Origin of the sequence: Xanthomonas sp. WHRI 7064 (genome assembly GCF_040202355.2) — a bacterium.
In the GTDB taxonomy this organism is placed as follows: Bacteria; Pseudomonadota; Gammaproteobacteria; order Xanthomonadales; family Xanthomonadaceae; genus Xanthomonas; species Xanthomonas arboricola.
This window is the reverse complement of the sequence record NZ_CP167821.1, coordinates 3,845,690-3,867,476: the sequence shown is the minus strand read 5'-3', so window position 1 is coordinate 3,867,476 and position 21,787 is coordinate 3,845,690. Positions and strand designations below refer to the sequence as shown.

The 21,787-nt window shown below is 66.5% G+C and carries 15 protein-coding genes and 2 other RNA genes; 7 read left to right on the top strand and 10 right to left on the bottom strand.

Features of this window, described 5'->3' with window-relative positions:
* Window positions 1–204: 204 nt before the first annotated feature.
* Both ABQY74_RS16430 and grxD read right to left on the bottom strand, forming a co-directional pair.
* Window positions 205–1,074: a hypothetical protein gene (locus ABQY74_RS16430; RefSeq protein ID WP_184352096.1), complete on the bottom strand. Its 870-nt coding sequence runs from the start codon at window positions 1,072–1,074 to the stop codon at window positions 205–207.
* A gap of 165 nt (window positions 1,075–1,239) precedes the next feature.
* A complete protein-coding gene (gene grxD / locus ABQY74_RS16425) occupies window positions 1,240–2,166 on the bottom strand; it encodes a Grx4 family monothiol glutaredoxin (RefSeq protein ID WP_102255887.1) in 927 nt (308 codons plus the stop codon).
* Window positions 2,167–2,211: 45 nt separating this feature from the next.
* Here grxD and ABQY74_RS16420 point away from each other — a divergent pair, with 45 nt between their 5' ends.
* Both ABQY74_RS16420 and ABQY74_RS16415 read left to right on the top strand, forming a co-directional pair.
* Complete coding sequence (locus tag ABQY74_RS16420; RefSeq protein ID WP_181109910.1) at window positions 2,212–3,003, top strand: polysaccharide deacetylase family protein; 792 nt, start codon at window positions 2,212–2,214, stop codon at window positions 3,001–3,003.
* Between the two features lie 290 nt (window positions 3,004–3,293).
* Window positions 3,294–5,489: a TonB-dependent siderophore receptor gene (locus ABQY74_RS16415; protein ID WP_349792347.1), complete on the top strand. Its 2,196-nt coding sequence runs from the start codon at window positions 3,294–3,296 to the stop codon at window positions 5,487–5,489.
* A 1,240-nt stretch (window positions 5,490–6,729) separates the two neighbouring features.
* On the opposite strand, the gene ABQY74_RS16410 is transcribed toward ABQY74_RS16415, so the two are convergent.
* The 3 genes from ABQY74_RS16410 to ABQY74_RS16400 form a co-directional block, all read right to left on the bottom strand.
* A complete protein-coding gene (locus ABQY74_RS16410) occupies window positions 6,730–7,401 on the bottom strand; it encodes a methyltransferase (RefSeq protein WP_003483442.1) in 672 nt (223 codons plus the stop codon).
* A 72-nt stretch (window positions 7,402–7,473) separates the two neighbouring features.
* On the bottom strand, window positions 7,474–8,151 hold the full coding sequence (locus tag ABQY74_RS16405; protein WP_053045781.1) for an SGNH/GDSL hydrolase family protein: 678 nt from the start codon (window positions 8,149–8,151) through the stop codon (window positions 7,474–7,476).
* Window positions 8,151–9,422 (bottom strand): pyridoxal phosphate-dependent aminotransferase, encoded by a 1,272-nt coding sequence (locus ABQY74_RS16400; RefSeq protein WP_115511562.1) that lies wholly within the window; start codon window positions 9,420–9,422, stop codon window positions 8,151–8,153. The genes ABQY74_RS16405 and ABQY74_RS16400 overlap by 1 nt, the downstream gene beginning before the upstream one ends.
* A gap of 153 nt (window positions 9,423–9,575) precedes the next feature.
* Here ABQY74_RS16400 and rsgA point away from each other — a divergent pair, with 153 nt between their 5' ends.
* From rsgA to ABQY74_RS16385, 3 genes are all read left to right on the top strand, one after another.
* Window positions 9,576–10,667 (top strand): ribosome small subunit-dependent GTPase A, encoded by a 1,092-nt coding sequence (gene rsgA, locus ABQY74_RS16395; protein ID WP_024938955.1) that lies wholly within the window; start codon window positions 9,576–9,578, stop codon window positions 10,665–10,667.
* Complete coding sequence (locus ABQY74_RS16390) at window positions 10,667–11,929, top strand: flavohemoglobin expression-modulating QEGLA motif protein (protein WP_115511561.1); 1,263 nt, start codon at window positions 10,667–10,669, stop codon at window positions 11,927–11,929. Before rsgA ends, ABQY74_RS16390 begins: the two co-directional genes overlap by 1 nt.
* A gap of 217 nt (window positions 11,930–12,146) precedes the next feature.
* Entirely contained in the window at window positions 12,147–12,827 is a 681-nt protein-coding gene (locus ABQY74_RS16385) for a type 1 glutamine amidotransferase domain-containing protein (protein ID WP_102585268.1), read from the top strand.
* Window positions 12,828–12,891: 64 nt separating this feature from the next.
* On the opposite strand, the gene ABQY74_RS16380 is transcribed toward ABQY74_RS16385, so the two are convergent.
* The 3 genes from ABQY74_RS16380 to ABQY74_RS16370 all read right to left on the bottom strand — a co-directional run bounded on the left by ABQY74_RS16380 (window position 12,892) and on the right by ABQY74_RS16370 (window position 17,794).
* Window positions 12,892–12,968, bottom strand: a non-coding RNA gene (locus tag ABQY74_RS16380) — sX9 sRNA.
* A 415-nt stretch (window positions 12,969–13,383) separates the two neighbouring features.
* Window positions 13,384–15,303, bottom strand: a complete 1,920-nt coding sequence (locus ABQY74_RS16375; protein WP_349792344.1) for an alpha-amylase family protein — start codon at window positions 15,301–15,303, stop codon at window positions 13,384–13,386.
* A 34-nt stretch (window positions 15,304–15,337) separates the two neighbouring features.
* Window positions 15,338–17,794, bottom strand: a complete 2,457-nt coding sequence (locus ABQY74_RS16370; protein WP_164737014.1) for a TonB-dependent siderophore receptor — start codon at window positions 17,792–17,794, stop codon at window positions 15,338–15,340.
* 267 nt (window positions 17,795–18,061) lie between these two features.
* On the opposite strand from ABQY74_RS16370, the gene ABQY74_RS16365 reads away from it, so the two are divergent.
* On the top strand, window positions 18,062–19,381 hold the full coding sequence (locus tag ABQY74_RS16365) for an MFS transporter (protein WP_039525534.1): 1,320 nt from the start codon (window positions 18,062–18,064) through the stop codon (window positions 19,379–19,381).
* A gap of 136 nt (window positions 19,382–19,517) precedes the next feature.
* Here the strand turns inward: ABQY74_RS16365 and ABQY74_RS16360 are convergent, their stop codons facing one another.
* Window positions 19,518–20,549 (bottom strand): LacI family DNA-binding transcriptional regulator, encoded by a 1,032-nt coding sequence (locus ABQY74_RS16360; RefSeq protein ID WP_024938961.1) that lies wholly within the window; start codon window positions 20,547–20,549, stop codon window positions 19,518–19,520.
* 291 nt (window positions 20,550–20,840) lie between these two features.
* Between ABQY74_RS16360 and ABQY74_RS16355 the strand changes: the two genes are divergently transcribed.
* Window positions 20,841–20,916, top strand: a non-coding RNA gene (locus ABQY74_RS16355) — sX9 sRNA.
* 4 nt (window positions 20,917–20,920) lie between these two features.
* Here the strand turns inward: ABQY74_RS16355 and phbB are convergent.
* On the bottom strand, window positions 20,921–21,661 hold the full coding sequence (phbB, locus tag ABQY74_RS16350; protein WP_016904744.1) for an acetoacetyl-CoA reductase: 741 nt from the start codon (window positions 21,659–21,661) through the stop codon (window positions 20,921–20,923).
* Window positions 21,662–21,787 lie beyond the last annotated feature (126 nt).

Below are 21,787 nucleotides of genomic sequence, written 5' to 3'. Positions count from 1 at the left end.
GCGATCGATGCGATCGGCTGATGGCGCACATACGCGCGCTGTCGCGCGTTGATCGACATTGTGCAGCGGTGCAATCACACCAAGAGCCTCGCACCGGCGATGCGAATGACTTGCGCGGCGGCAAGCCGCGCGCTTGCGTACCCTGTGCGTGCCGCAACGCGACGCCGATACCGCTGCGGGCATCGGCCATCGCGCTGCGATCGATCAACAGCCGCCCATCAAGCCTTGCGACCGCCAGTGCGTGCCCTCGCCGAGCAGCAGGTAGAAGCCGTAGCTCTCGTAGCCGCTTTCCGACAGCACGAAATCGAGCGTGCCGTTGCCGTCGATATCGCCGAACTGCAGCAAATGCGTGCGCAGTGGCAGGTCTTCGCAATCGTCGCAGCCGCTGGCCGCGCTGCCCTTGCGGAACTGCCAGCGGCTGCCGTCATGCTCGTAGATCGCAAGCATGGCCAGGACGCCGGTCGGGTTGTCCGGGTTGCCGGTTCTGGTCGGGTGATGGGAAGTCAGCACGGCCACGCGTCGCTGCGGCTGCCGGGTGTCGGTCACGATCTGCAGCGCCGCCAGATCCTGCGCACGATCGGCAGGGAATGCCGTCAACGCCTGGGCCAGCGCCGCCGGCTTGACGCTGTTGCGCAGCTGCGCGGTCGCGCCGGCCTGGCGCAACAGCTCGGCCTGTTCGGCAGCGGTGGCGTCACGGCTGGCAAAGCGCTTGCCGGGATTGAGATCCACCGTCGATAACAGCGGCGAATCGGACAGCGTGCTGGTGCCCTTCAAGCGCAGTTTTGCCGTGCCGCCGCACATGCTGTTGTCGTCGACGCTCAGCGACGCAAGCCGCACGGTGCCGGTGGAAACGCCCGCATTGAAGACCTGCAGCGGCTGGCTCAGCAGCGACCTAGGCATGCTGGACTCCTTCGCTACGTCGCTGCCCAGCCACACCGGAATGTATTCAAGTGGGTCTTCGCTTGGCTGGTTGTCGTAGGTCTGTACCAGCACGACTGCGCGCGCCGGCTCGGTGGCCTGTGCGGCCAGGGGCAACAGCCCGGCCAGTGCGAGAGAGAGCAGGCGGGTGTGCATTGCAGCGACGTCCTTGTGCATATCGATCCATGAAAAAACGGACGCTCGGTGGAGCGCCCGTTCGGGGTGTGCACTGTAGCAAACGCGGCTAAAAACCTGGCCGGCGATTGCGGCGGGCCATCGCCGGATGCGGATTCCCGCCACCGGCTGTGCCGTCTGGCTTGCTCAGTACTTGGCCACGCCGTTGTCCACCTCGTCCGACCAGGCGTCGATGCCGCCGGTGACGTTGTAGACGTTGCTGAAACCCAGGCCGCGGAAATGCTCGGCCGCCTGCAGGCTGCGCCCGCCGCGGTGGCACAGGAACGCCAGCGGGGTGTCCTTGGGCAACTGCTCGATGGCGGCGCGCTCATGCGCGTCCAGCGTGCGGAACGGCGCGGCAACGCTGGCCAGGGCACGCTCGTCGGCCGGGCGCACGTCCACCAGGGTCAGCGTACCGGCCTTGATGCGGTCGTCGGCCTCGCGCACCGACAGCTCCTGCACCGGCTTGGGCGCGTTGGGGTTGTCGATGGCCAGGCCACGGCCGCGGATGTCGTCCACCCAGTCGATGGTGATGCCGTCGGCGCGGCGGGCGCTGGCCAGGTCGAACTGCACGCGCAGGCCGTTGGACTCGGCCGCGATGGCGTTCGGGTTGGTCGGCGCCAGCTGGAAGTTCGGCTGGAAGTTGGCGTCGATGGCCAGCGTCAGCGAGGCATCCGGCGCATCGGCCAGCGCGCCCTTGAGCATCTCGACCGCGGCCGGGGTGATGGTGATCTTGGGCGGAGTCCGGTCTGGCGCCTGCAGGCCGAGCATGCTGCTCAACTCGCCGCTATCGGCCATCTGCAGGATGATGTCGCTGCCGCCGATCAGCTCGCCGTCCACATACAGCTGCGGAATGGTCGGCCAGTCGCCGTAGGCCTTGATGCCTTCGCGGATCTCCTGGTCGGCCAGCACGTTGACGTGGGCATAGTCGATGCCCAGACCGTCCAGCACGCCGACCGCCTTGGCCGAAAAACCGCACTGCGGCATGCCGGGCTGGCCTTTCATGAAGAGCACCACACGGCTGGATTGCAGCAGCGTATCGATGCGGGAACGCAGGGCGGGATCGAGGGACATGGCAGCACTTCGGTCAGATCGTGGAGTCCGGGCATTCTACGCCGCATGGCATCATGCGGCATGACCACGCTTCAAACGCTGTATCGCATCCCCTCGCACCCTTACCGCTGGGTGGGCCTGCTGGCCCTGTCGCAGGCGGCGGTGGCGCTACTGTGGTGGCATCTGGGCTGGGCCTGGGGCGTGCCGGCGTTGCTGGTGTCGCACGCCTTGTTCGTGGTGCCGGTGTTCCTGCCGCGCGCGCGCCTGTACGCGCCGGTGCTGGCGCGCCTGCCGGGCCGCGCCCCGCAGGTATGGCTGACCATCGACGACGGCCCCTCCGACGACACCCCGGCGATGCTGGACCTGCTGGACGCCTTCGATGCCAAGGCCACGTTCTTCGTGGTCGGCGCGCGCGCCGAGCAACGGCCTGAACTGGTGCGCGAGATGGTGCGCCGCGGGCATGGCATCGGCAACCACAGCCATACCCATCCGCAGGCCTGGTTCTGGGCGCTGGGCCCGCACCGCATGGCGCAGGAAATCGGCCAGGCACAGCGCGTGCTGGCCACCATCACCGGGCAGGCGCCGCGGCTGTACCGCTCGGTGGTGGGCATGACCAATCCCTTCGTCGCCTCGCCGCTGCGTGCGCACGGGCTGACCCGCGTGGCCTGGAGCGCGCGCGGTTTCGACGGCGTGCGTTGCGAGCCGGAGGCCACCGTGGCCCGCATCGTGCGCGACCTTCGCCCCGGCGCCATCGTGCTGCTGCACGAAGGCGCCGCGCACGGCCACAACCTCACCATCCTGCGCGGCGTGCTGGAGGCGATGCACGCACGCGGCCTGGCCGGGCGGCGTCCGCTCTGAGGTCTTTGCGCACCGCCTAGCCGATGGCGTGGAAGCAGAGCGTGTGTTGCCGGATCCATCGTCCTTGTCTGCGGGAACGCTCTGGTGCGACGCGTCTTTTTTGTTCGCCGGATTGCCCGGAGCTGGCGCTCCTGAGTTCCGGCGTCGACCCACGCATGTATTGACAGCGATTTAACGCGGATCGAACATGCGCCCCCAGCCAGCAAACGGTGCGCGCCTTCCGATGGCGCTGCCGACGCCAGCCTCAATAGCCGTCATCGACGGCCATATTCGCTCTTGAGGCTGACCCCATGTCCCATCGCATCGTCCCTGCGCGCGCGCTCCCGCGTGCGGATATCCGTTCGCCGCAGCTCCCGCTGGCGTACTCCCTGCTGGCGCTGGCGCTGGCCTGCGCATGGCCGTTGGCGGCTGCGGCGCAATCGATCACGCGCGACCCGGTTGATCTGGACCGCCTGCAGATCGAGGCACACCGCGGCGCCGCGACCGAAGGCAGCGACTCCTACACCGCCGATGTGGCGCGCAGTTCGACCAAGCTGGAGCTGTCACTGCGCGAGACGCCGCAGTCGGTGGTGGTGGTGACGCGCCAGCAGATCGTCGACCGCAACCTGCAATCGCTGCAGGACGTCACCGACACCGTGGCCGGCTTCAACTCGCCGACCTGGGACACCGAGCGCACCTACATCAATGCGCGCGGCTTCGAAGTGGACTACTACCGCATCGACGGCATTCCCACCGACTACACCGGCGATGTGCAGCAGAACATGGCGATCTACGACCGGGTGGAAATCATCCGCGGCGCCAACGGCCTGACCACCGGCGCGGGCAGCCCGGCCGCGTCGATCGACCTGGTGCGCAAGCATGCCGACAGCGATGTGTTCACCGGTCGGGTCGATCTGTCGGCAGGGCGTTGGGACCGCTATCGCGGCACCGTCGACCTGCAATCGCCGTTGAACGCCGCCGGCAACGTGCGTGGGCGGGTGGTTGCCAGCTACGAGGACAAGCAGTCGTTCCGCGATTACTACAGCAAGCAATCGTCGCTGTTCTACGGCATCGTCGATGCGGATTTCAGCGATGCCACCCGCGGCTACATCGGCATCAACAAGCAGCGCAACGACGGCCGCGGCACCACCTGGGGCGGGGTGCCGGCGTATTTCAGCGACGGCAGCCGCACCGATTTTGCACGCTCGGATGCGTTCACGCCGCGCTGGGCGCGCGGCGTGGCCGACACCACCAATGCGTTTGCCGGCCTGACCCATCGCTTCGACAACGGTGCGCAGCTGCACGTGGAATATTCGCATCAGCGGTTCGAAGCCGATTGGAAGTCGGTGCTGTTCGGCTACTTCGATTACCCGGACCGCCAGACCGGCCTGGGCCTTGCCACCAATTTTGGCGGGCGCTATCCCGCACTCACGGCGCAAAACAGCCTGGATGCCTATCTCAGCGTGCCGCTGACCTGGTGGGGCCGCAACCACGAACTGGTCGCCGGCGCCACCTGGATGAACCGCAACGTGCGCAGCTGGTCCAACGGGCCGCAGCCACCGCAGGTGCTGACGGCCGAAAGCGTCTACGCCTGGACCGGCAGCATGGCGCAGCCGCAATGGACGCCGCTGGTGAAGGGCGAAGAACGCGACGTGCGCCAGGTGGCCGCCTACGCTGCCGGCCGTTTCAGCGTGACCGACGCGCTCACGGCCATCGTCGGCGCACGCGTCACCGACTGGAAGAACACCGATCAACTGGTGCCGGCCAATACCTACGAGCGTCGCGGCCGCACCACGCCGTACGCCGGCCTGATCCTGGACGTGGACGACCACCATTCGCTCTACGCCAGCTACACCGGCATCTTCAAGCCGCAAAACAATCGCGACCGCAGCGGGCGCTATCTCGCCCCGCTGGAAGGCAACAGCTACGAGGTCGGCGCCAAGGGCGAATACCTCGGCGGCCAGCTCAACGCGGCGCTGGCGTTGTTCCGTATCGAGCAGGACAACCTGGCGGTCAACGACCCCGGACAGTTCGTGCCCGGCACCACCAATCAGGCCTTCCTGGCCGCGAAGGGCACGGTCAGCCAGGGGGTGGAATTCCAGCTCGACGGGCAGCTGTCCGAACAGTGGCGGATCGCGTTCGGCTTTGCCCAGTTCGATGCCAACGATGCCAGCGGTGTCGACGTCAATCCGACCAGCCCGCGTCGCGAGGCCACTTTGTTCACCAGTTGGCAGACCGGCCCATGGCGCGTGGGTGGTGGCCTGAGCTGGCAGTCGGCCATCCACGAATTGATGTCCGGGCCACAGGGCAGCACGCAGCGGCTGACCCAGGGCAGCGTGGTGTTGGCCAACGCGATGGCACGCTACGACATCAACCAGGCATGGTCGGCGCAGCTCAACGTGCGCAACCTGTTCGACCGCAACTACTACGCCAACATCGTGTACCAGAGCCAGTTGATCTACGGCGACCCGCGCGATGTGGAGCTGACGCTGTCCTGGAAGTTCTGAGATTGCTCCAGACGACAGGCTTTGGCGGCAAGGATGCCGCCACTGAGCCTCCACGCACGGATTCACGGCGTGTCCCGCTAGCGGCGAGGGCGCCGCGCACTTGGCAAACCAGGCCTTTGCCTGCATCCAAACGGCGCGGCGACTCGATCACTTGGTTGTCCCGAAGTGATTGGTCATCGCGGAGGGGTCAGTTGTAGAGCGGCTGCTCTGCGACTTCGCTGCACGGCCCTTGCCCGCCCACCGTCGCGGGACACGCCGCAAGTACGTCCATGTAGGCGCTTACGCGGCATCCATGCCGCGTAAGGTCCCGCGACGGTGGGCGGACAAAGACCAGTCGAGAGCGTCGGTATGCATGGCAAGAGCAGGAACGGCGGCCGGCGGGTCAGATGCAGCTGTGGTTGCATGGGCCTTGTGCGATCTGGACGACGTGGTCTGATTTCCGAGCAACATGTTCCGTCGAAGGCGGGCAGCAAGTTGGTTGGGTTTGCCCCTATCGCTAAATAGCCATGCACCCATGCATGCAAGCAACCAAGCCGCTGCGTTAAGTCACCTCGCATAGGTCATCTCGGTTTTGCGGTTGCATCAGCGCACGAGCAACTTTGGAGGCGTGATGTCCTTACCGGTTCCGGGACCCTTGGCGGCATGGATGCCGCCGAGGAGCCTCCATGGATGGATTCACGGCGTGTCCCGGAAGTGGTGAGGGCATCGCGCCCTCGACCTACCGAGCTTTTGATTCAAGCTGCTGATCGCGCCTAAACGACGCCATCGCTCTAAGTCTTGATTGCTTGCTGCGTTGTGTATTGGGGCTTGTAAGGTGCGATAGATCAGCGGTAGAGCGGTATATCTGCTGTTTGGCTGTTTGGCTGCAGGGCCCTTGCCCGCCCACCGTCGCGGGACACGCCGCAAGTACGTCCCTGTAGGCTCTTACGCGGCATCCGGGCCGCGTAAGGTCCCGCGACGGTAGGCGGGCAAGGACCCGTCGAGATGGTCGGTGTGCATGGATTTCAACAAGGCAACCAGCGGACTCTCTGGGGCATGGGGCACCACCCCTTGAAAACGTGGCCCGGGATCATCCGCATGACGTCAACAGCGGCTGTCAAAACGACTGCGCGGCCGGTGCCCGGTGCGGCATGTGCTACGCGTCCACCCCGGTTACTGCGTGCCATCCACATCCGTCCGGCAACCGCGCGTTACGTTTTGTCACTCGTTCTGAATCGAGCCAGGCACGTTGTGCACGGCCTCAGCGCGGCTCGGCCACGATCAACCAGTTGTTGAACGGCGTGTTGCCATACAACGGCGCAAATGTCGCGCGCAGACCGGCAGCGTCCAGCTGCGCCTGCAGGCTGTCGCGGGTGGGATAGCTGCGCGGCATGCGCTGCATCCAGCCGCTCAGATGTGCCAGCACGTCGGTCACGCGGCTGGTGCGGCCACGGCTGCTGGCATCGCCCAATGCGCTGCGGATCACCAGCTTCGCGCCCGGCGTCAGCATCTGCGCCACGCTGCGCAGCAGGCTGGCCTGCATGTCGGCCTGCAGATACTGCAGCACGTCCAGAATGGTCACGCTGCCGCGGTGTTGCGGCCAGGCCACGCTCAGATCGACCACGGCGAACTGCGTATTGCCCAATGCCGAGCGCTGCGCGATGTGTTGCGCGCGGCGGATTTTGGACGCGTCCACATCCACCCCGTGATATGCCAATGCCTGGCCATCGGCACGCAATGCGTGCGCAAGCAGGCCCAGCCCGCAGCCCAGATCCAGCACGGGCGCGGTGGTGCTGCGCAACTCGGCCAGCACGCCCGGATACAGCGGGTCGGTGCGCAGCTTGGCCTGGGTGTAGTAATAGTCGTAGCGATTGCCCAGCGGATGCGGCGGCAGGAACGCGCGCGCGATCGCCAGCGCCTGCGCGCGGCTCATGGGTTGGGTGGCGGTGCTGTGCAATGTCGTTCCTTGGCAATGAGACTTGGTGCGCGGCTAGCTTGGGGCCTGCTAACGCGATTGGGGCTGCCCGCGCGTGGCGTGGTCCGTCCCGATCGCGTTGGCAGCCGCTATCGCATCGCGCGCCGCTGGCAGTGCCAGTGCGGTCCAGCGCGCATACATGGCGCCGGAGGGATGCAGGCCATCGTCGACCAGCATGTCGGCAGCGTCGCCGCCATCGCGGCTGGTGGCGGTGATGTCGACAAAGCGTACCGAGCGCGCGGCGCAGCGTTCGGCGGCCACGTTGTTGAAGGCATCGATCTGTGCGCCGATCAGTGCCGCATCGCCGCCCTGCGCATGCGCAAACGGGGTCAGCCCCCAATCGGGAATCGACAGCACGAACACGCGTGCCGCAAGCCCGCCGGCGAACCCGATTGCACGCTGCAACAACGCATCGAACTGGCTGCGGTATTCGTCCAGCGAGCGTCCGCGGTATTGATTGTTGACACCGATCAGCAGGCTCACCAGCTCGAACGGCCCCTGCGGCGCAGCGGCATCGAGACCGGCCTGCAGCTCGTCGGTGGTCCAGCCGGTGGTGGCGATGATCTGCGGCGGCGCCACATTCCAGCCGTAGGCACGCAAACCGTCGACCAGTTGCACCGGCCAGCGCTGCTCGGGGGCAACGCCTTCGCCGATTGTGTAGGAATCGCCGAGCGCCAGATAGCGCAGCGGCGTGCCGGCCGCCGCCATCACGCCACGCTGCGCGACTTGAGCGGCACGACCTTGGTGACCGCCTCGGCGCGCCGCGCCAGGGCACGGTCGATGCGTGCGAACACATCGCGCATCACCGGCGCTTCCGGCATCAGGGTCACGCGGAAGTGGTGGCGGTAGGGCACGTTGAAGCTGGAACCCGGCACCACCAGCACGCCTTCCTCGTTCATCAGGTCGAGCGCGAATTCATGGTCGTCGAAGTTGCGCGCGGCCGGGCCGACCACCGCAGGGAACGCGTACAGCGCACCGGCCGGCGCCACCAACGACAGGTGCTCGCTGGCCGCGCAGGCCTCAATCACCGCACGGCGGGTTTCGTACAGACGGCCGCCCGGCGCGCACAGCGCCGAGATGGTGTCCGGCCCGTTGACTGCCGCGTCGATGGCGTACTGGCCCGGCACGTTGGCGCATAGGCGCAGTGCGCCGAGCAGGTCCATCGCGTTGCGCAGGTCGTTGATGCGCGGCTGCTCGCCCGACAGCAGCGCCCAGCCCACGCGCCAGCCGCAGGCGCGGTGCACCTTGCTCAGGCCGCCGAAGGTGATGCACGGATGCGCACCGGCCAGCGGCGCCACCGGCACGAAGGCGGCGTCGTCGTAGAGCACCTGGTCGTAGATCTCATCGACCATCAGCAGCAGGTTGTGCTTGCTGGCGATGGCCACGATGCGCTCCAGCAGTTCGCGCGAATAGCTGGCACCGCTGGGATTGTTCGGATTGATCAGCACGATGGCGCGGGTACGCGAAGACACCAATGTCTCGATTTCCACCGGGTCCGGCTGGAAGCCGTTTTCCGGGGCGCAGCGGTAATACACCGGCCGGCCATCGTTGAGGATGGTGGCGGCCGACCACAGCGGATAGTCGGGCGAGGGCACCAGCACTTCGTCACCGGGATTGAGCAGCGCACGCAGCGACAGGTCGATCAGCTCGCTGACGCCGTTGCCGACGAAGATGCGGTCCGGATGCGCATCCGGGTGCTGGCGCCGCGCATACGCGGTGGCAATCGCCTCGCGCGCTTCCGGCAGGCCTTGCTGATGGGTGTAGGGATCGGTGCGGCCCATGTCGTCGGCGATGGCGCGCTGCAGATGCTCCGGCGCGCGGAACCCGAATGCACCTGGGTTGCCGATATTGAGCTTGATCAGCTTGCGGCCCTGCGCCTCCAGCTCCCGCGCTCGCCGCGCCAGCTCGCCCCGGATCTCGTAGCGGACTTCGGACAGACGCTCGCGGATGGCGAGCGGCTTTTGCGGGGCAGTGGACATGCGACGGGCCGGTTGTAGGCGTGAGGCTTGGCATGGTAGCGGAAATATGACAGGCGGACATGCTTGCATCGGCAACGATGTCAAGGGGCGCTTCAGCCCGGGCGCAAGGCCCGATTGCACAAGCCGCTGCGGCCAGCCAGCTAGAATCGCCCCATGAGCATTGTGTCCCCCGATTACCCCACCCTCCAGTCCATTGGCTGGCCCTGGCCTGGCCCTGCCGAGGATCCGGCCTGGCAGGCGCTCTTTGCCGCGCATCCGCAGGCACTGCCGGCGCGGGTGGTGGAGCAGCACCGCACCGGCTACGTGGTGGCCGATACGCCGGAGGCCGGTCTCAAGGCCGAATCGTTGCCGGAGTGGCAGCGGCCGCGGTTTCCCAGCCATGAGCGGGCGTCGGTGGGCGATTGGGTGCTGATGGAGGGCAAGCGCATCGTGGCCTTGCTGCCGCGGCGCACCTCGATCAAGCGCGGTGCGGCCGGCGAGCATTACCACCAGCAGGTGATCGCGGCCAACATCGATACGGTGTTCATCGTGTGCGGGCTGGATGCGGACTTCAATCCGCGCCGCATCGAACGCTATCTGCTGCTGGTCGGCGGCGGCGGTGCCGAGCCGGTGGTGGTGCTGACCAAGGCCGATCAGACCGAATACGCCGAGGACGCATTGGCGGTGCTGGAGGAACTGGAAGCGCAGAACATCCCGTTGCGCGCGGTCAACGCCAAGGATCCGGACAGCGTGGCGGCGCTGCGGCCGTGGCTGGGCGATGGCCGTACCGCGGTGCTGGTGGGCTCGTCGGGCGCGGGCAAGTCGACGCTGACCAATACCCTGCTCGGGTCGCAGAAGATGAAGACCAATGCGGTGCGCGAGAACGATTCGCGCGGCCGGCATACCACCACCCACCGCGCCTTGATTCCGTTGCCGTCCGGTGCCTGCCTGATCGATACGCCCGGCATGCGCGAACTCAAGCCCACCGGCGAAGAGGATCTGGCCGAGGGCGGCTTCTCCGATGTGGAAGCGTTGGCGGCGCAGTGCCGCTTCAACGATTGCGCGCATATCGCCGAGCCCGGTTGTGCGGTGCGTGCGGCGATCGAGGCCGATACGCTGGATCCGGAGCGGGTAGCCAATTACATGAAGCTGCGCGTGGAAGTGGCCGCAGCGGCCGAAAAGCTCGCCACACGCCTGGCGCAAAACAACCGGGGCAAGGGATCGGGCCGGCGGCCTGCCAGCGTCGACCGCAACGGACGCCGCTGATGCCATCGCGCAAGGGGCCGCCGGACATCGTCCACCATGCGGCGCTGGATGCGCGCCTGGTCAAGGCCGTGCGCGGCGTGCGCCTGCTCGCGCTGGCCAGCTGGCCGCGCTCGCTGCAGGAGCCGTTCCTGCAGAGCGTGGCACGTGGGCAGCCGGAGCTGCCGCAGGTGGAGTATCCGCGACTGGATTTCGGCGATACCCGGCGCGAGCTGGCGGCGATCGCCAAGCAGGCCGATCCGCATCACCCGCTGGGCGCCTACCTGATCGACTCGACGCATAGCTGGGGCCTGGCCGCCGGCCTGCTGGAATCGCTGGGCACTCCCGCAGTCAGCGATTACTCGGCGCAGCTGTTCGGCGTGCCCGACGACCCGATGCCGGGCAACGGCCCGAGCACGCGCGAGGCGGCGCGGCATTTCATCCAGATCGCGCAGGAGCTGGACCGCGAACTGCTGGCGCCGGAAGAACAGGTGCCGGTGTCGGCGACGGCCTTGCGCATGCAGCTGCAGAACGATCTGGACGCGTTCTTCGAAGGGCGCGTCATCACCGTCACGCTGGATCCGGATCTGCTGGCCAAGGCGGCGGCCGGCGCGCATCGCATCCGCCTGCGCAGCGGTGCCACCTTCAGCGATTACGACCGCGCGCAGTTGTTCCATCACGAGGCACTGGTCCATTCGCTGACCGCGCTCAACGGGCGCGCGCAGGTGCACCTGCCCAGCCTGGGCATTTCCTCGCCGCGGACCACCGCGACCCAGGAAGGCCTGGCGACCTTTGCCGAGCAGATCACCGGTAGCATCGATATCGAACGCATGAAGCGCATCAGCCTGCGCATCGAGGCGATCGCGATGGCACGCTCGGGTGCGGACTTCATCGAGGTGTTCCGCTATTTCACCGCAGGCGGGCAGAGCGCGGCGGAAAGCTTTTCCTCGGCGCAGCGCGTATTCCGCGGCGTGCCGACCTCCGGCGGCGGTGCCTTCACCAAGGACACGGTGTACCTGCGCGGGCTGGTGGCGGTGCACACCTTCTTCCGGCATGCGCTGCAACGCGATCAGCTGCAGCTGTGCCGTTACCTGTTCGCCGGCAAGATGGCCCTGGGCGACGTGGCGCGCTTTGCGCCCTTGTTCGACAGCGGCGTGCTGGTCGCCCCGCGCTGGTTGCCGCCGTGGGTGAGCCGGGTCAGCGGCCTGGCCGGCATGCTGGCGTTTTCGTTGTTCGCCAATCGCATCCGCATGGATCAGCTGCAGCCACCGGCGATGAACGTCTGATGCCTGCCGCGCAACTTGCGCGCAGTTGTCGCGTCAGCTCGGCGGCGCGGGTCGGGTGACAAAGCGCAGTACGTGACGCATGCCTGGCATTGCATTGCTACCAGTGCAAGGCGCTGAACCGTAGGCATCGTGCCGACGCGTTCTACACGATGCTGCAACGGACTGCACCGGACACTGTTCGCCTTGCCCGAGATGGGCCATGACACGAGGCGATACGATGAAAATCCTGATGGTGCTCACTTCCCACGACCAACTCGGCGATACCGGCAAGAAGACCGGCTTCTGGCTGGAGGAATTTGCCGCGCCGTACTACGTGTTCAAGGACGCCGGCGCAGACATCACCCTGGTCTCGCCCAAGGGTGGCCAGCCGCCCCTGGACCCCAAGAGCGACGAGCCCGATGCACAGACCGAGGCCACCAAGCGCTTCAAGCAGGACACCGACGCGCAGCAGGCATTGGCCAGCACGCAGCGCCTGGCGGACGTCAAGGCCGCTGACTTCGATGCGGTGTTCTACCCGGGCGGCCATGGTCCGTTGTGGGACCTGGCCGAAGACGCGGATTCGATCGCGCTGATCGAAGCGTTTGCCGCGGCCAACAAGCCGCACGGCCTGGTGTGCCACGCACCGGGCGCGCTACGCCGGGTCAAGGGCAGCGATGGCAAGCCGTTGGTCAACGGCCGCCGCGTCACCGGCTTCACCAATAGCGAAGAAGAGGGCGTGGGCCTGACCAAGATCGTGCCGTTCCTGGTCGAAGACGTGCTGACCGAACTTGGCGGCCGCTACGAAAAGGGCGCCGACTGGGGCGTGTATGTGGTCACCGATGGCTTGCTGGTTACCGGCCAGAACCCGGCTTCGTCGGAGAAGGCTGCCGAGGCGCTGCTTGAGTTGTCCAAGCGCTGATTCTGGTTGTCGTGTGGCGATGCATGACGGCCACCGGAAGACATCGCGACGTTTGATTTGGAGCGGCTAGCAGCACGGAGCGAGTAGCCGTCAGGTGAGGTGCGGACGTCGCGGAGGCACCGGAGTGTACGCGTGGTACACACCGGTGCCGAGCGGCGGCCGCACCTGTCTGACGGTGAGCGCAGTAGCTTTTTTAGCGTCCTTCGCCGTGTACTTTAAAAGCGCCGCATCGTCCAACAACCGGAAGCAGTCCGGTGCTCGCAACCAAACGAACCGGCCATGCTGACTGGTCCTTGTCCGCCCACCGTCGCGGGACCTTACGCGGCATGGATGCCGCGTAAGAGCCGACACGGACGTACTTGCGGCGTGTCCTGCGATGGTGGGCGGGCAAGGGCCCGGCTGCCAAGCCACAGATCGTCCGTTCAAGCCACAGATCGTCCGTTCAAGCCACAGATCGTCCGTTCAAGCCACAGATCGTCCGTTCAAGCCACAGATCGTCCGTTCAAGCGGCAGATGGTCCGCCCTGCAGGCGCGCGACACACCTGCACAATCGCGTTCAAGCAATACGCTCCAGCCAACGCACTGCATACGCCGGCAGCACCAGTCGCATGTCATCGCCCAGCGACTCAGTAGCCGTCTCGCCGCCATCCGCCACCACCTTCCATCGGCCATCTCCGAACGCGGCAAGCGCCACAGTCAGCGGTTGTACGCCGAAGTTGTGCACGGCCAGGAAGCGATCGCCACGCGTCAATGCAAACAGGCGCGGATCGCCCAGTGCAAGGCTACCCAGCGCCTGATCGGCGGCCAGTGCGGGCAGCGCGGCACGTTGCCGGATCAATCCACGTAGCCGGCGATACACCGTGCCGCTCAGGCTGGCTGGATCTTCGCGCTGTGCTGCAAGCGGCCAATCCATTGCCGGGCGATGCAACCAGCGACCTTCGTGCCGACGCTGCGGATCGTCGCGGTAGCTGCCGTCGTTGGGCAGGGCGAGTTCGTCGCCCATGTAGATCAACGGCACGCCCGGCATCGCCAGCGCGATGGCATAGAGCAACACCAGCCGATCCACCGCCATGCGCAACGCCGCCGTATCGCCCGATGCCTGTGCGGCCTGGATCCCGGCCAGTGCCGCGGCCATGCCATTGGTGCCGTGCACGCCGTCGCCACTGCTCTGGAAGTTCTCGCCACGCGCGTAGCTGCCCGGCACCTCGTTGGCATAGAAGCGCGCGACATCGCGCAACGCGAATGGCGGCTGCGCGGTGTTGCCGGCGGCTTCGTGGTGCAGCACGTTCCAGCCGATATCGTCGTGGCAGCGCACATAGCTCAGCCATGCGCAGTTGGCCGGCAAGGCGGGGCTATGCGTGATGACGTTGTGCAGGATGTCGCCGCGTTGCAGTGCCAGCGCCGACCAGCCGGCCGCCATCAGCGTGCTGTGATAGGCCAGGTGGCATTCGTGGCCCTGGTCCGCACCGCTGCCGAAGTAGGGCGGCAATTGCGTCATCGGCACGATGGCTTCGGCCTTCATCACCACCGACGGCGCAACGATGTCGGTGACCGCGCGCAGCGCCACCAGCAAGGTATGCGCCTCGGGTTGATTCATGCAGTCGGTGCCGGAGCGCTTCCACAGATACGCGGTGGAATCCAGGCGGAAGGCTTCCACACCCAGATTGGCCAGCTGCAGCATCGCCAGCGCCATCTCGCCGAACACCGCCGGGTTGCTCCAGTTCAGATCCCACTGATAGGGATAGAACGTGGTCCACATCCACTGGCCGGTGGCGTCCACACAGGTGAAGTTGCCGGGTGCGGTATGCGGGAAGACTTGCCCCAGCGTGGCTTCGTACTGGTCGGGCTGCGTGCGATCGGCGAAGTGATGGTAGTAATCGAGGTAGCGCGCATCGCCGGCCCGCGCCGCCTGCGCCCAGGCGTGATCGTCGGCGGTATGGTTGAGCACGAAATCCGCGCACAGGCTGATGCCGGCCTCGCGCAGGCGTGTGGTCAGCGCGACGAGATCGTCGTTGCTGCCCAGGCTTGGCTCCACCTGGCCATAATCGCTGACCGCAAAGCCACCATCGTTATCGCCGGCGCGTGCACGCAGGAACGGCAGCAGGTGCAGATAGCGCACACCCAGTTCCTGCAGATACGGCACGCGTTCGGCCACGCCTTGCAGCGTGCCGGCGAAGCGGTCCACGTAGGCGCTGTAGCCCAGCATGTGCTGCTCGCCGAACCAGCCGGGCTGACGCGTTGTGTCGAGCTGTTGCAGTGGCTGTGGCCGCTGTTGCGCGCTACTGCCAAGCGCGCTCAACCACTGCGTTAGCCACGACGCATAGTCCGGGCGTTGCCCATATAGCGCTTGTAGCGCGTCGAGCAGGCGCGACGCATGCCGGTCGAAGCGCGGCAATAGCGCGCTGGCACGCTGCGCATCCAGGGGCGCGGCAAAGGCCGCGCGCAATGCAGAGAAATCGGTGGGGGAGGTGCTCATTGGCAAGCGCCGGGACGAACCCGGCGAGGGGTCCTTAGAAGTCGTAACGCAGGCTGATGCTGGTGGTACGGCCGGCAATCGAGCGCGCGCGGATGATGCCGTTGGCCGGGATGCTGGCTTCCTCGGCCTCGGTCAGGCCGAAGGTGTTGAACAGGTTGTTGACGTTGAGCGCGACGGTGAGTGCGTCGGTCACGCGGTAGTCGCCGAACAGGTTCACCTGCGTATAGCCCGGCATCTTCAGCTGATTGGAATCCTGGGTGTAGGCATCGGTGGTGCCGATCAGGTTGATGCCGAACTGGTAGCCGTCGCCGCGATAGCTGGGTGTCAACTGCCACACCACATCGGCCTGGCGACGCGGCACGTTGCCGGTGTTTTCCGGAGTGATCTGGTCCTTGGAAATCTCCGCATCGGTCCAGGTCAGGCCGCCGTTGACGGTGAAGCCTTCGTAGCGGTAGCTGGCTTCCAGCTCCACGCCGTGCGCCTCGTAGCTGCGGTTGAAGAAACGCTGGCTGGTGACTTCGAAGTTCTGTTCCTCGGTGCGTGCCGAGAACGCGGTGGCGAACAGGCTCAGGCCGTCGCGGCGCCACTTCAGGCCGGCTTCGGCCTGGCGGACCACGTTGACGCCTTCATCGGAGGAGACCGAGCCGTCGTCGCGGACCACGCCGAACAGCAGGCGGTCGGCATTGGCGCGTGCGCCGCGGCTGATGCGCGCGAACGCGCCCAGGTCGTCGTTGATCAGGTAGTTGCTGCCCAGCGAGTACGACAGGTAGTTCCAGTCGTAATCCACCGGCCGTGCGTTGGCGGTATCGACGGTGGCCACGCGCTGTTCCACCGGCTGGATCACGCCATCGCCGTTGACGTCCAGGTTCTGCGCGATCGCGGTGCCGGCATAGCTGCCGCGTGCATCGCCCATGTCGTAACGCAGGCTGCCGTCGATGCTGAACTTGCCGCTGTCGAAGGTCAGTGCGACGTACGGCGCGTTGACATCGTAGCGCACGTCGTAGCTGCGGGTGATGCAGCAATCGCCCCAGAACGGGGTGCCGTACGCATACAGGCCATTTTGCGAGCGCGACACGCCGCCGGCATCGACCACGTTGAGCAGGCGCGAATCGCGGCCCAGGCTCTGCACGTAGGAGTTCCAGGTCCAGTCCATGTCGATGGTCTGGCGCGAGCTGTAATAGCCCATGCGCAGGTTGAGCGTGCGGCCGTCGCCGCCGAACTCGCGCGAGACGCTGAGGTCGTTGGTGACGTTGCCCAGGTCGTTGATCGCCACGTTGAACAGATGCGTGCGGATCGCGTTGCCGGTGTAGGCCTGTCCGGCGTCCGGGCCGCTGGCCTGCACCAGTTGCGCGCCGGCGCCGCCGATGGACGCGGCCAGCGTGGCGGCATCGGTGACCTCGGCCGGGAACGGGCTGACGAAGCGGCCGCTGTTGTCGGCGATACGGAACTTTTCGCTCAGGTTCCAGCCGCTGCCCAGGTCGAACCAGGCCTCGGCGCCGATGGTGCGCGAGATCGGGTGCATGCCGTCGCCCAGGTCGGTGCGGCGCGGCTGGTTGTTGCCGTCCAGGCCGACATCGCTGCGGAAATTGCGGCTGTACAAGGTGTCGTTGCCCGGGTCGAAGCCGGCAAAGCCGCCCAGGTCCGGCGAGCCGTCGCGGCCACGCACGGAGGTCGGCACCGGCAGATAACCGGCGGCGCGATCGTTGAGGTATTTGCCGTAGACACGCACGTAGCCGTTCTCGAACAGCCGGGTCAGGTTGGCCTTGAGCTGGCCGCCCTTGTCGGTGGTGTAGCCGGCATCGCGCACGCCATCGCCCTGGCGGAAGAAGCCGCCGATGTTGAACTGCCAGTTTTCCGCGAACGGCGCGCCGTAGTCGAAGTCCACGCGGGTGTTGTCGTAATCCAGGCCGCGGCTCACGCCGACGCTGCCGCCTGCGGTGTCGCCGGTCTTGCTGATGAAGTTGATGATGCCGCCGGGCGCGTTGCTGGTGAACGTCGATGCCGAGCCGCCGCGGATGGCTTCGATGCGGTCCAGGGTGAAATCCGAGCGCAGGAAGATGTCCGAGTTGCCGAAGGCGATATCGCCGAATTCCATCACCGGCAGGCCGTCCTCCTGCAGCTGCAGGAACTTGGCGCCGCCGGAGGCGACCGGCAGGCCGCGCACGGCGATGTTGGCATTGCCTTCGCCACCGCTGGATTCGGAGCGGATGCCGGGGATGTTGCGGAAGATCTCGGCGGTGCTGCGCGGCGCCGATTGTTCGATCGCCTCGGCGCCCACGGTGCTGACCGACACGCTGGACTTCAGCTTGGTGGTGGCGGTGGAGGTGCCGGTGACGAACACCGAATCCAGATTGACCGCGGCGCTGTCGGCGGCCGGCGGGGTGACGGGTGCGGCCGTGGTCGCGTCCTGCGCCAGCGCGGCAGGCGCGCACAGGCAGGAGGCGACCGCGCAGGCCAGGGCATGCAGGCGCAGGGTGTGCAAGGTGGACATCGCGGTTCTCTCTCTCACGGATGGTGGTGTGCCGACGCCTGCATCGTCCCCTCCCAGGGAGTGGCCGGGTGGCCTGCAGTGCGAGCGCAGTAATACGCCCCAATACAATCGATTGCAATCTTGCGCTGCAGCATCATTTCTAGGCTTGCGAGCTTATGTTTCGGTAAGCGAAAACGTGTTGCGGCGCAGCGTTACAATCGATTGCAAAGACGGCAGGGTACAGTGCGCTGCGGCCACTGGGAGCCGCACCGATGCCCAGGGTTCTGCATGTCGTCGACCGCCACTCCGTTCTCCTTCGCGCGCATCCTGGCGCTCAATGCCGGCTTCTTCGGCGTGCAATACAGCTTCGGCCTGCAGCAGAGCAACATGAGCCCGATCTACAACTATCTGGGCGCCGATCACGCGAGCCTGCCGTACCTGTGGCTGGCCGGGCCGATCACCGGGTTGGTACTGCAGCCGTTCGTCGGCGCGTGGAGCGACCGCTCGGTGACCCGCTGGGGCCGGCGCATGCCCTACATGGTGCTGGGCGCGCTGGTGTGCAGCCTGTGCCTGCTGGCGATGCCGTTCAGCACTGCGCTGTGGATGGCGGTGTGCCTGCTGTGGATCCTGGATGCGGCCAACAACGTGGCGATGGAGCCATATCGTGCGCTGGTCAGTGATGTGCTGGCGCCACCGCAGCGGCCGCTGGGCTATCTCACCCAAAGCGCGTTCACCGGGCTTGCGCAGACGCTGGCCTATCTCACCCCGCCGTTGCTGGTGTGGATGGGGATGAACCAGGATGCCGCCAATGCGCACCACATTCCCTATGTCACCATTGCCGCCTTCGTGATCGGTGCGGGGTTTTCCGCGGCCTCGATCCTGCTCACCGCGCGCAGCGTGCGCGAGCCGGTGCTTGCGCCGGCAGAGATCGCGCGGATGCGCCAGACCGGTGCCGGCCTGGGCGCCACAGTGCGCGAAATCTACGGCGCCCTGCGCGCGATGCCGCCGACCATGCGCCAGCTCGCGCCGGTGATGCTGTTCCAGTGGTACGCGATCTTCTGCTACTGGCAGTACATCGTGCTGTCGCTATCGACCAGCTTGTTCGGCACCACCGAAGCCGACTCGCACGGCTTCCGCCAGGCCGGCCTGGTCAATGGGCAGATCGGCGGGTTCTACAATTTCGTCGCGTTTCTGGCCGCGTTTGCGATGGTGCCGGTGGTGCGCCGCATCGGCCCCAAGTACACGCATGCGGCCTGCCTGGTCGCGGCCGGTGTGGGCATGTGGGTGTTGCCGGGCATCCAGGACCGCTGGCTGATGCTGCTGCCGATGATCGGCATCGGGCTCGCCTGGGCCAGCATGATGGGCAACCCGTACCTGATGCTGGCCGACAGCATTCCGCCCGAGCGCACCGGTGTGTACATGGGCCTGTTCAACCTGTTCATCGTGCTGCCGATGCTGATCCAGATCGTCACCTTGCCGCTGTACTACGAGTGGCTGTTGCACGGCGACCCGCGCAACGTGATCCGCCTGGCCGGCGCACTGATGCTGGCCGCCGCGGTGGCGATGCTATGCGTACGCGTCCGCAAGCCCAAGGCAGCAGTGGTGTAGCCGCGACGGTTACGTCTGTGTCGCTGCATACTGAAGCAGCCGACCGCGATCACGCGGGCAGCAACGCGTAGCTATGCACCGCACACCAGCACGCCCGCTCTTACGATTCCCGATTCCCCAATCCCCATTCCCGGCCTCAAGCCGACTCACGCACCACCAACTTCACCGGCATCTCCACCGACTCCACCGCTTCGCCGCCGATCAACGCCAGCAGCCGGTCCACCAGCAGGCGCGCGGCCAGGCCCAGGTCCTGCCGCACCGTGGTCAACGGCGGTTGGCTGTAGGCGGCGAGCGGAATATCGTCGAAGCCCACCAGCGAGATGTCCTGCGGCACGCGATGCCCGGCTTCGACCAGGGCGCGGATCGCGCCTACCGCAATCACGTCGGAGGCGGCGAACAGCCCATCCGGCGGATCGGTCTTCTTGAGCATGGCGCGGGTGAGGCGGTAGGCGTCTTCGCTGAGGAAGTGGCTGCGCGCATGCAGGCGCGTATCGAACTCCAGCCCGTGCCGCTGCAGCGCATGGCGATAGCCGGCAAAGCGCGGTGCAACCTCGGGCAACTGGTCGTCGCCGAGAAAGGCGATACGGCGACGGCCGCTGGCGATCAGATGTTCGGTAGCCAGCGCGCCGCCCTGGAAATTGTCGCTGCCCACGCTGATGTACGACTGCCCGTCGATGCGGCTGCCCCAGACGGCCATCGGCAGGCCATCGCGCGCGGCTTCGTCCAGCGCGGCATGTTCGGAACTTTGCCCCAGCACGATCACGCCATCGGAGCGGCTGCCGCGTGCGAGTTGTTCCACCCATCCGTCCTGATGCCGGTCGAGCTTGGACAGCAGCATGCTGTAGCCGCGCCCGGTTAGTTCCTCGGCCAGCAGCGCCAGCATCGTCATCATGAAGGGGTCCGACAGTGGCTGGTCCAGCGCATGCATCATCGGCACCGCCACGCTCACCGTGTTGGAGCGTTTGGCGCGCAGGCTGCGCGCGATCGGATCGACCTGGTAGCCGGCATCGGCGGCAATCTGCTTGATGTACGCACGCGTCCGCTCGGCCACCACCGGGCTGCCGGCCAGGGCACGCGACACGGTGGATTCGGACACGCCTGCCATGCGGGCGATGTCGGCCATCTGCGGGCGGGCACCCGGCGTGGCGCGTTCTGAAGGTTTGGCCATGTCAGCGCAGTGCGGAAAAACCCGAGTGTAATCAGTTCGCGCTGGAGGCGGGTTGATCGACGCAGTGGCGGCCGCTTGTGCGCGCTGGGCAATGCGATCACACACCTGCATGCAAGCGGCAGGCGCGCGGGGCGTGCATGACAGAGGCCACGACTAGCGCGGGGCTTTGGAGCGGTGAGGCTTCAGGGGAGTGAGGCTTCAGAGCAGTGATGCATCAGAGCGGTGATGCTTCACCGCCATTAGCAAGGACTGCGCTCAGCGCCCGGCTGGCGCGCTCGGCGTTGGAACCGCATGTCTCCTCCGCACAGTCCTGCTCGGGCGCGCCGTCTGTATCGAGCTGACGACCGCTCGCTACGGTCTGTCAGCGGCTCTCAGCCCATGTACAGACCACCGTTGACCGCATAGTCGGCGCCGGTCACGTAGGCGGCCTCATCGGAGGCGAGCCAGGCGCACAGCCCGGCGACTTCGGCCGGTTTGCCGAGGCGGCGGATCGGCACCGAGGTGGCCAGGCGGTCGAGCACGTCGGGTGGGAAACTGCTGATCGAGGCGCTGGCGATATAGCCCGGCGAGATGGTGTTGACGGTGACCCCGCGCGAGGCCACTTCCTGCGCCAGGGCGCGGCTGAAGCCATGCATCGCCGCCTTGGCGGTAGCGAAATTGATCTGCCCGATCTGGCCCTTGTGCGCACTGACCGAGCCGATGTTGACGATGCGTCCCCAACCGCGCGCGGTCATGCCGTCGACCACCTGCTTGGTGATGTTGAACAGGGAATGCAGGTTGCTGGCGATCACCACGTTCCAGTCGTCGCGGCTCATCTGCCGGAACAGGGTGTCGCGGCTACCACCGGCGTTGTTGACCAGCACATCGATCTCGCCGACCTCGGCCTTGACCTTGGCAAACGCGGCCACGGTGGAATCCCAATCGGCGGCATTGCCTTCGGAGGCGACGAACTCGAAGCCCTGCTCGCGCTGCTCGCGCAGCCAGGAGGTCTTGCGCGGCGAATTGGGCCCGCAACCGGCGACCACGGTATGCCCGCTGCGCGCCAGCTTCTGGCAGATCGCGGTACCCACACTGCCCATGCCACTGGTGACGTATGCGATGCGAAGTGTCATTGCTTGAACTCCTTCGGAGTTTGGGAATGGGGAATCGGGAGTGGGGAATCGGTAGAGCAGGAGCCGCTTTTGCGGCTTCTGTTCGCCATGTGGAACTCAGGAATCGACATGACAGCACAGTGCCGC

Coding starts and splice junctions, on each gene's coding strand:
- ABQY74_RS16390 (WP_115511561.1), top strand. CDS start 10,667: ATGCCATCGCGCAAGGGGCCGCCGGACATCGTCCACCATGCGGCGCTG.
- ABQY74_RS16375 (WP_349792344.1), bottom strand. CDS start 15,303: ATGAGCACCTCCCCCACCGATTTCTCTGCATTGCGCGCGGCCTTTGCC.
- grxD (WP_102255887.1), bottom strand. CDS start 2,166: ATGTCCCTCGATCCCGCCCTGCGTTCCCGCATCGATACGCTGCTGCAA.
- ABQY74_RS16360 (WP_024938961.1), bottom strand. CDS start 20,549: ATGGCCAAACCTTCAGAACGCGCCACGCCGGGTGCCCGCCCGCAGATG.
- ABQY74_RS16370 (WP_164737014.1), bottom strand. CDS start 17,794: ATGTCCACCTTGCACACCCTGCGCCTGCATGCCCTGGCCTGCGCGGTC.
- ABQY74_RS16430 (WP_184352096.1), bottom strand. CDS start 1,074: ATGCACACCCGCCTGCTCTCTCTCGCACTGGCCGGGCTGTTGCCCCTG.
- ABQY74_RS16405 (WP_053045781.1), bottom strand. CDS start 8,151: ATGGCGGCGGCCGGCACGCCGCTGCGCTATCTGGCGCTCGGCGATTCC.
- ABQY74_RS16400 (WP_115511562.1), bottom strand. CDS start 9,422: ATGTCCACTGCCCCGCAAAAGCCGCTCGCCATCCGCGAGCGTCTGTCC.
- rsgA (WP_024938955.1), top strand. CDS start 9,576: ATGAGCATTGTGTCCCCCGATTACCCCACCCTCCAGTCCATTGGCTGG.
- ABQY74_RS16365 (WP_039525534.1), top strand. CDS start 18,062: ATGTCGTCGACCGCCACTCCGTTCTCCTTCGCGCGCATCCTGGCGCTC.
- ABQY74_RS16385 (WP_102585268.1), top strand. CDS start 12,147: ATGAAAATCCTGATGGTGCTCACTTCCCACGACCAACTCGGCGATACC.
- ABQY74_RS16415 (WP_349792347.1), top strand. CDS start 3,294: ATGTCCCATCGCATCGTCCCTGCGCGCGCGCTCCCGCGTGCGGATATC.
- phbB (WP_016904744.1), bottom strand. CDS start 21,661: ATGACACTTCGCATCGCATACGTCACCAGTGGCATGGGCAGTGTGGGT.
- ABQY74_RS16410 (WP_003483442.1), bottom strand. CDS start 7,401: ATGAGCCGCGCGCAGGCGCTGGCGATCGCGCGCGCGTTCCTGCCGCCG.
- ABQY74_RS16420 (WP_181109910.1), top strand. CDS start 2,212: ATGGCATCATGCGGCATGACCACGCTTCAAACGCTGTATCGCATCCCC.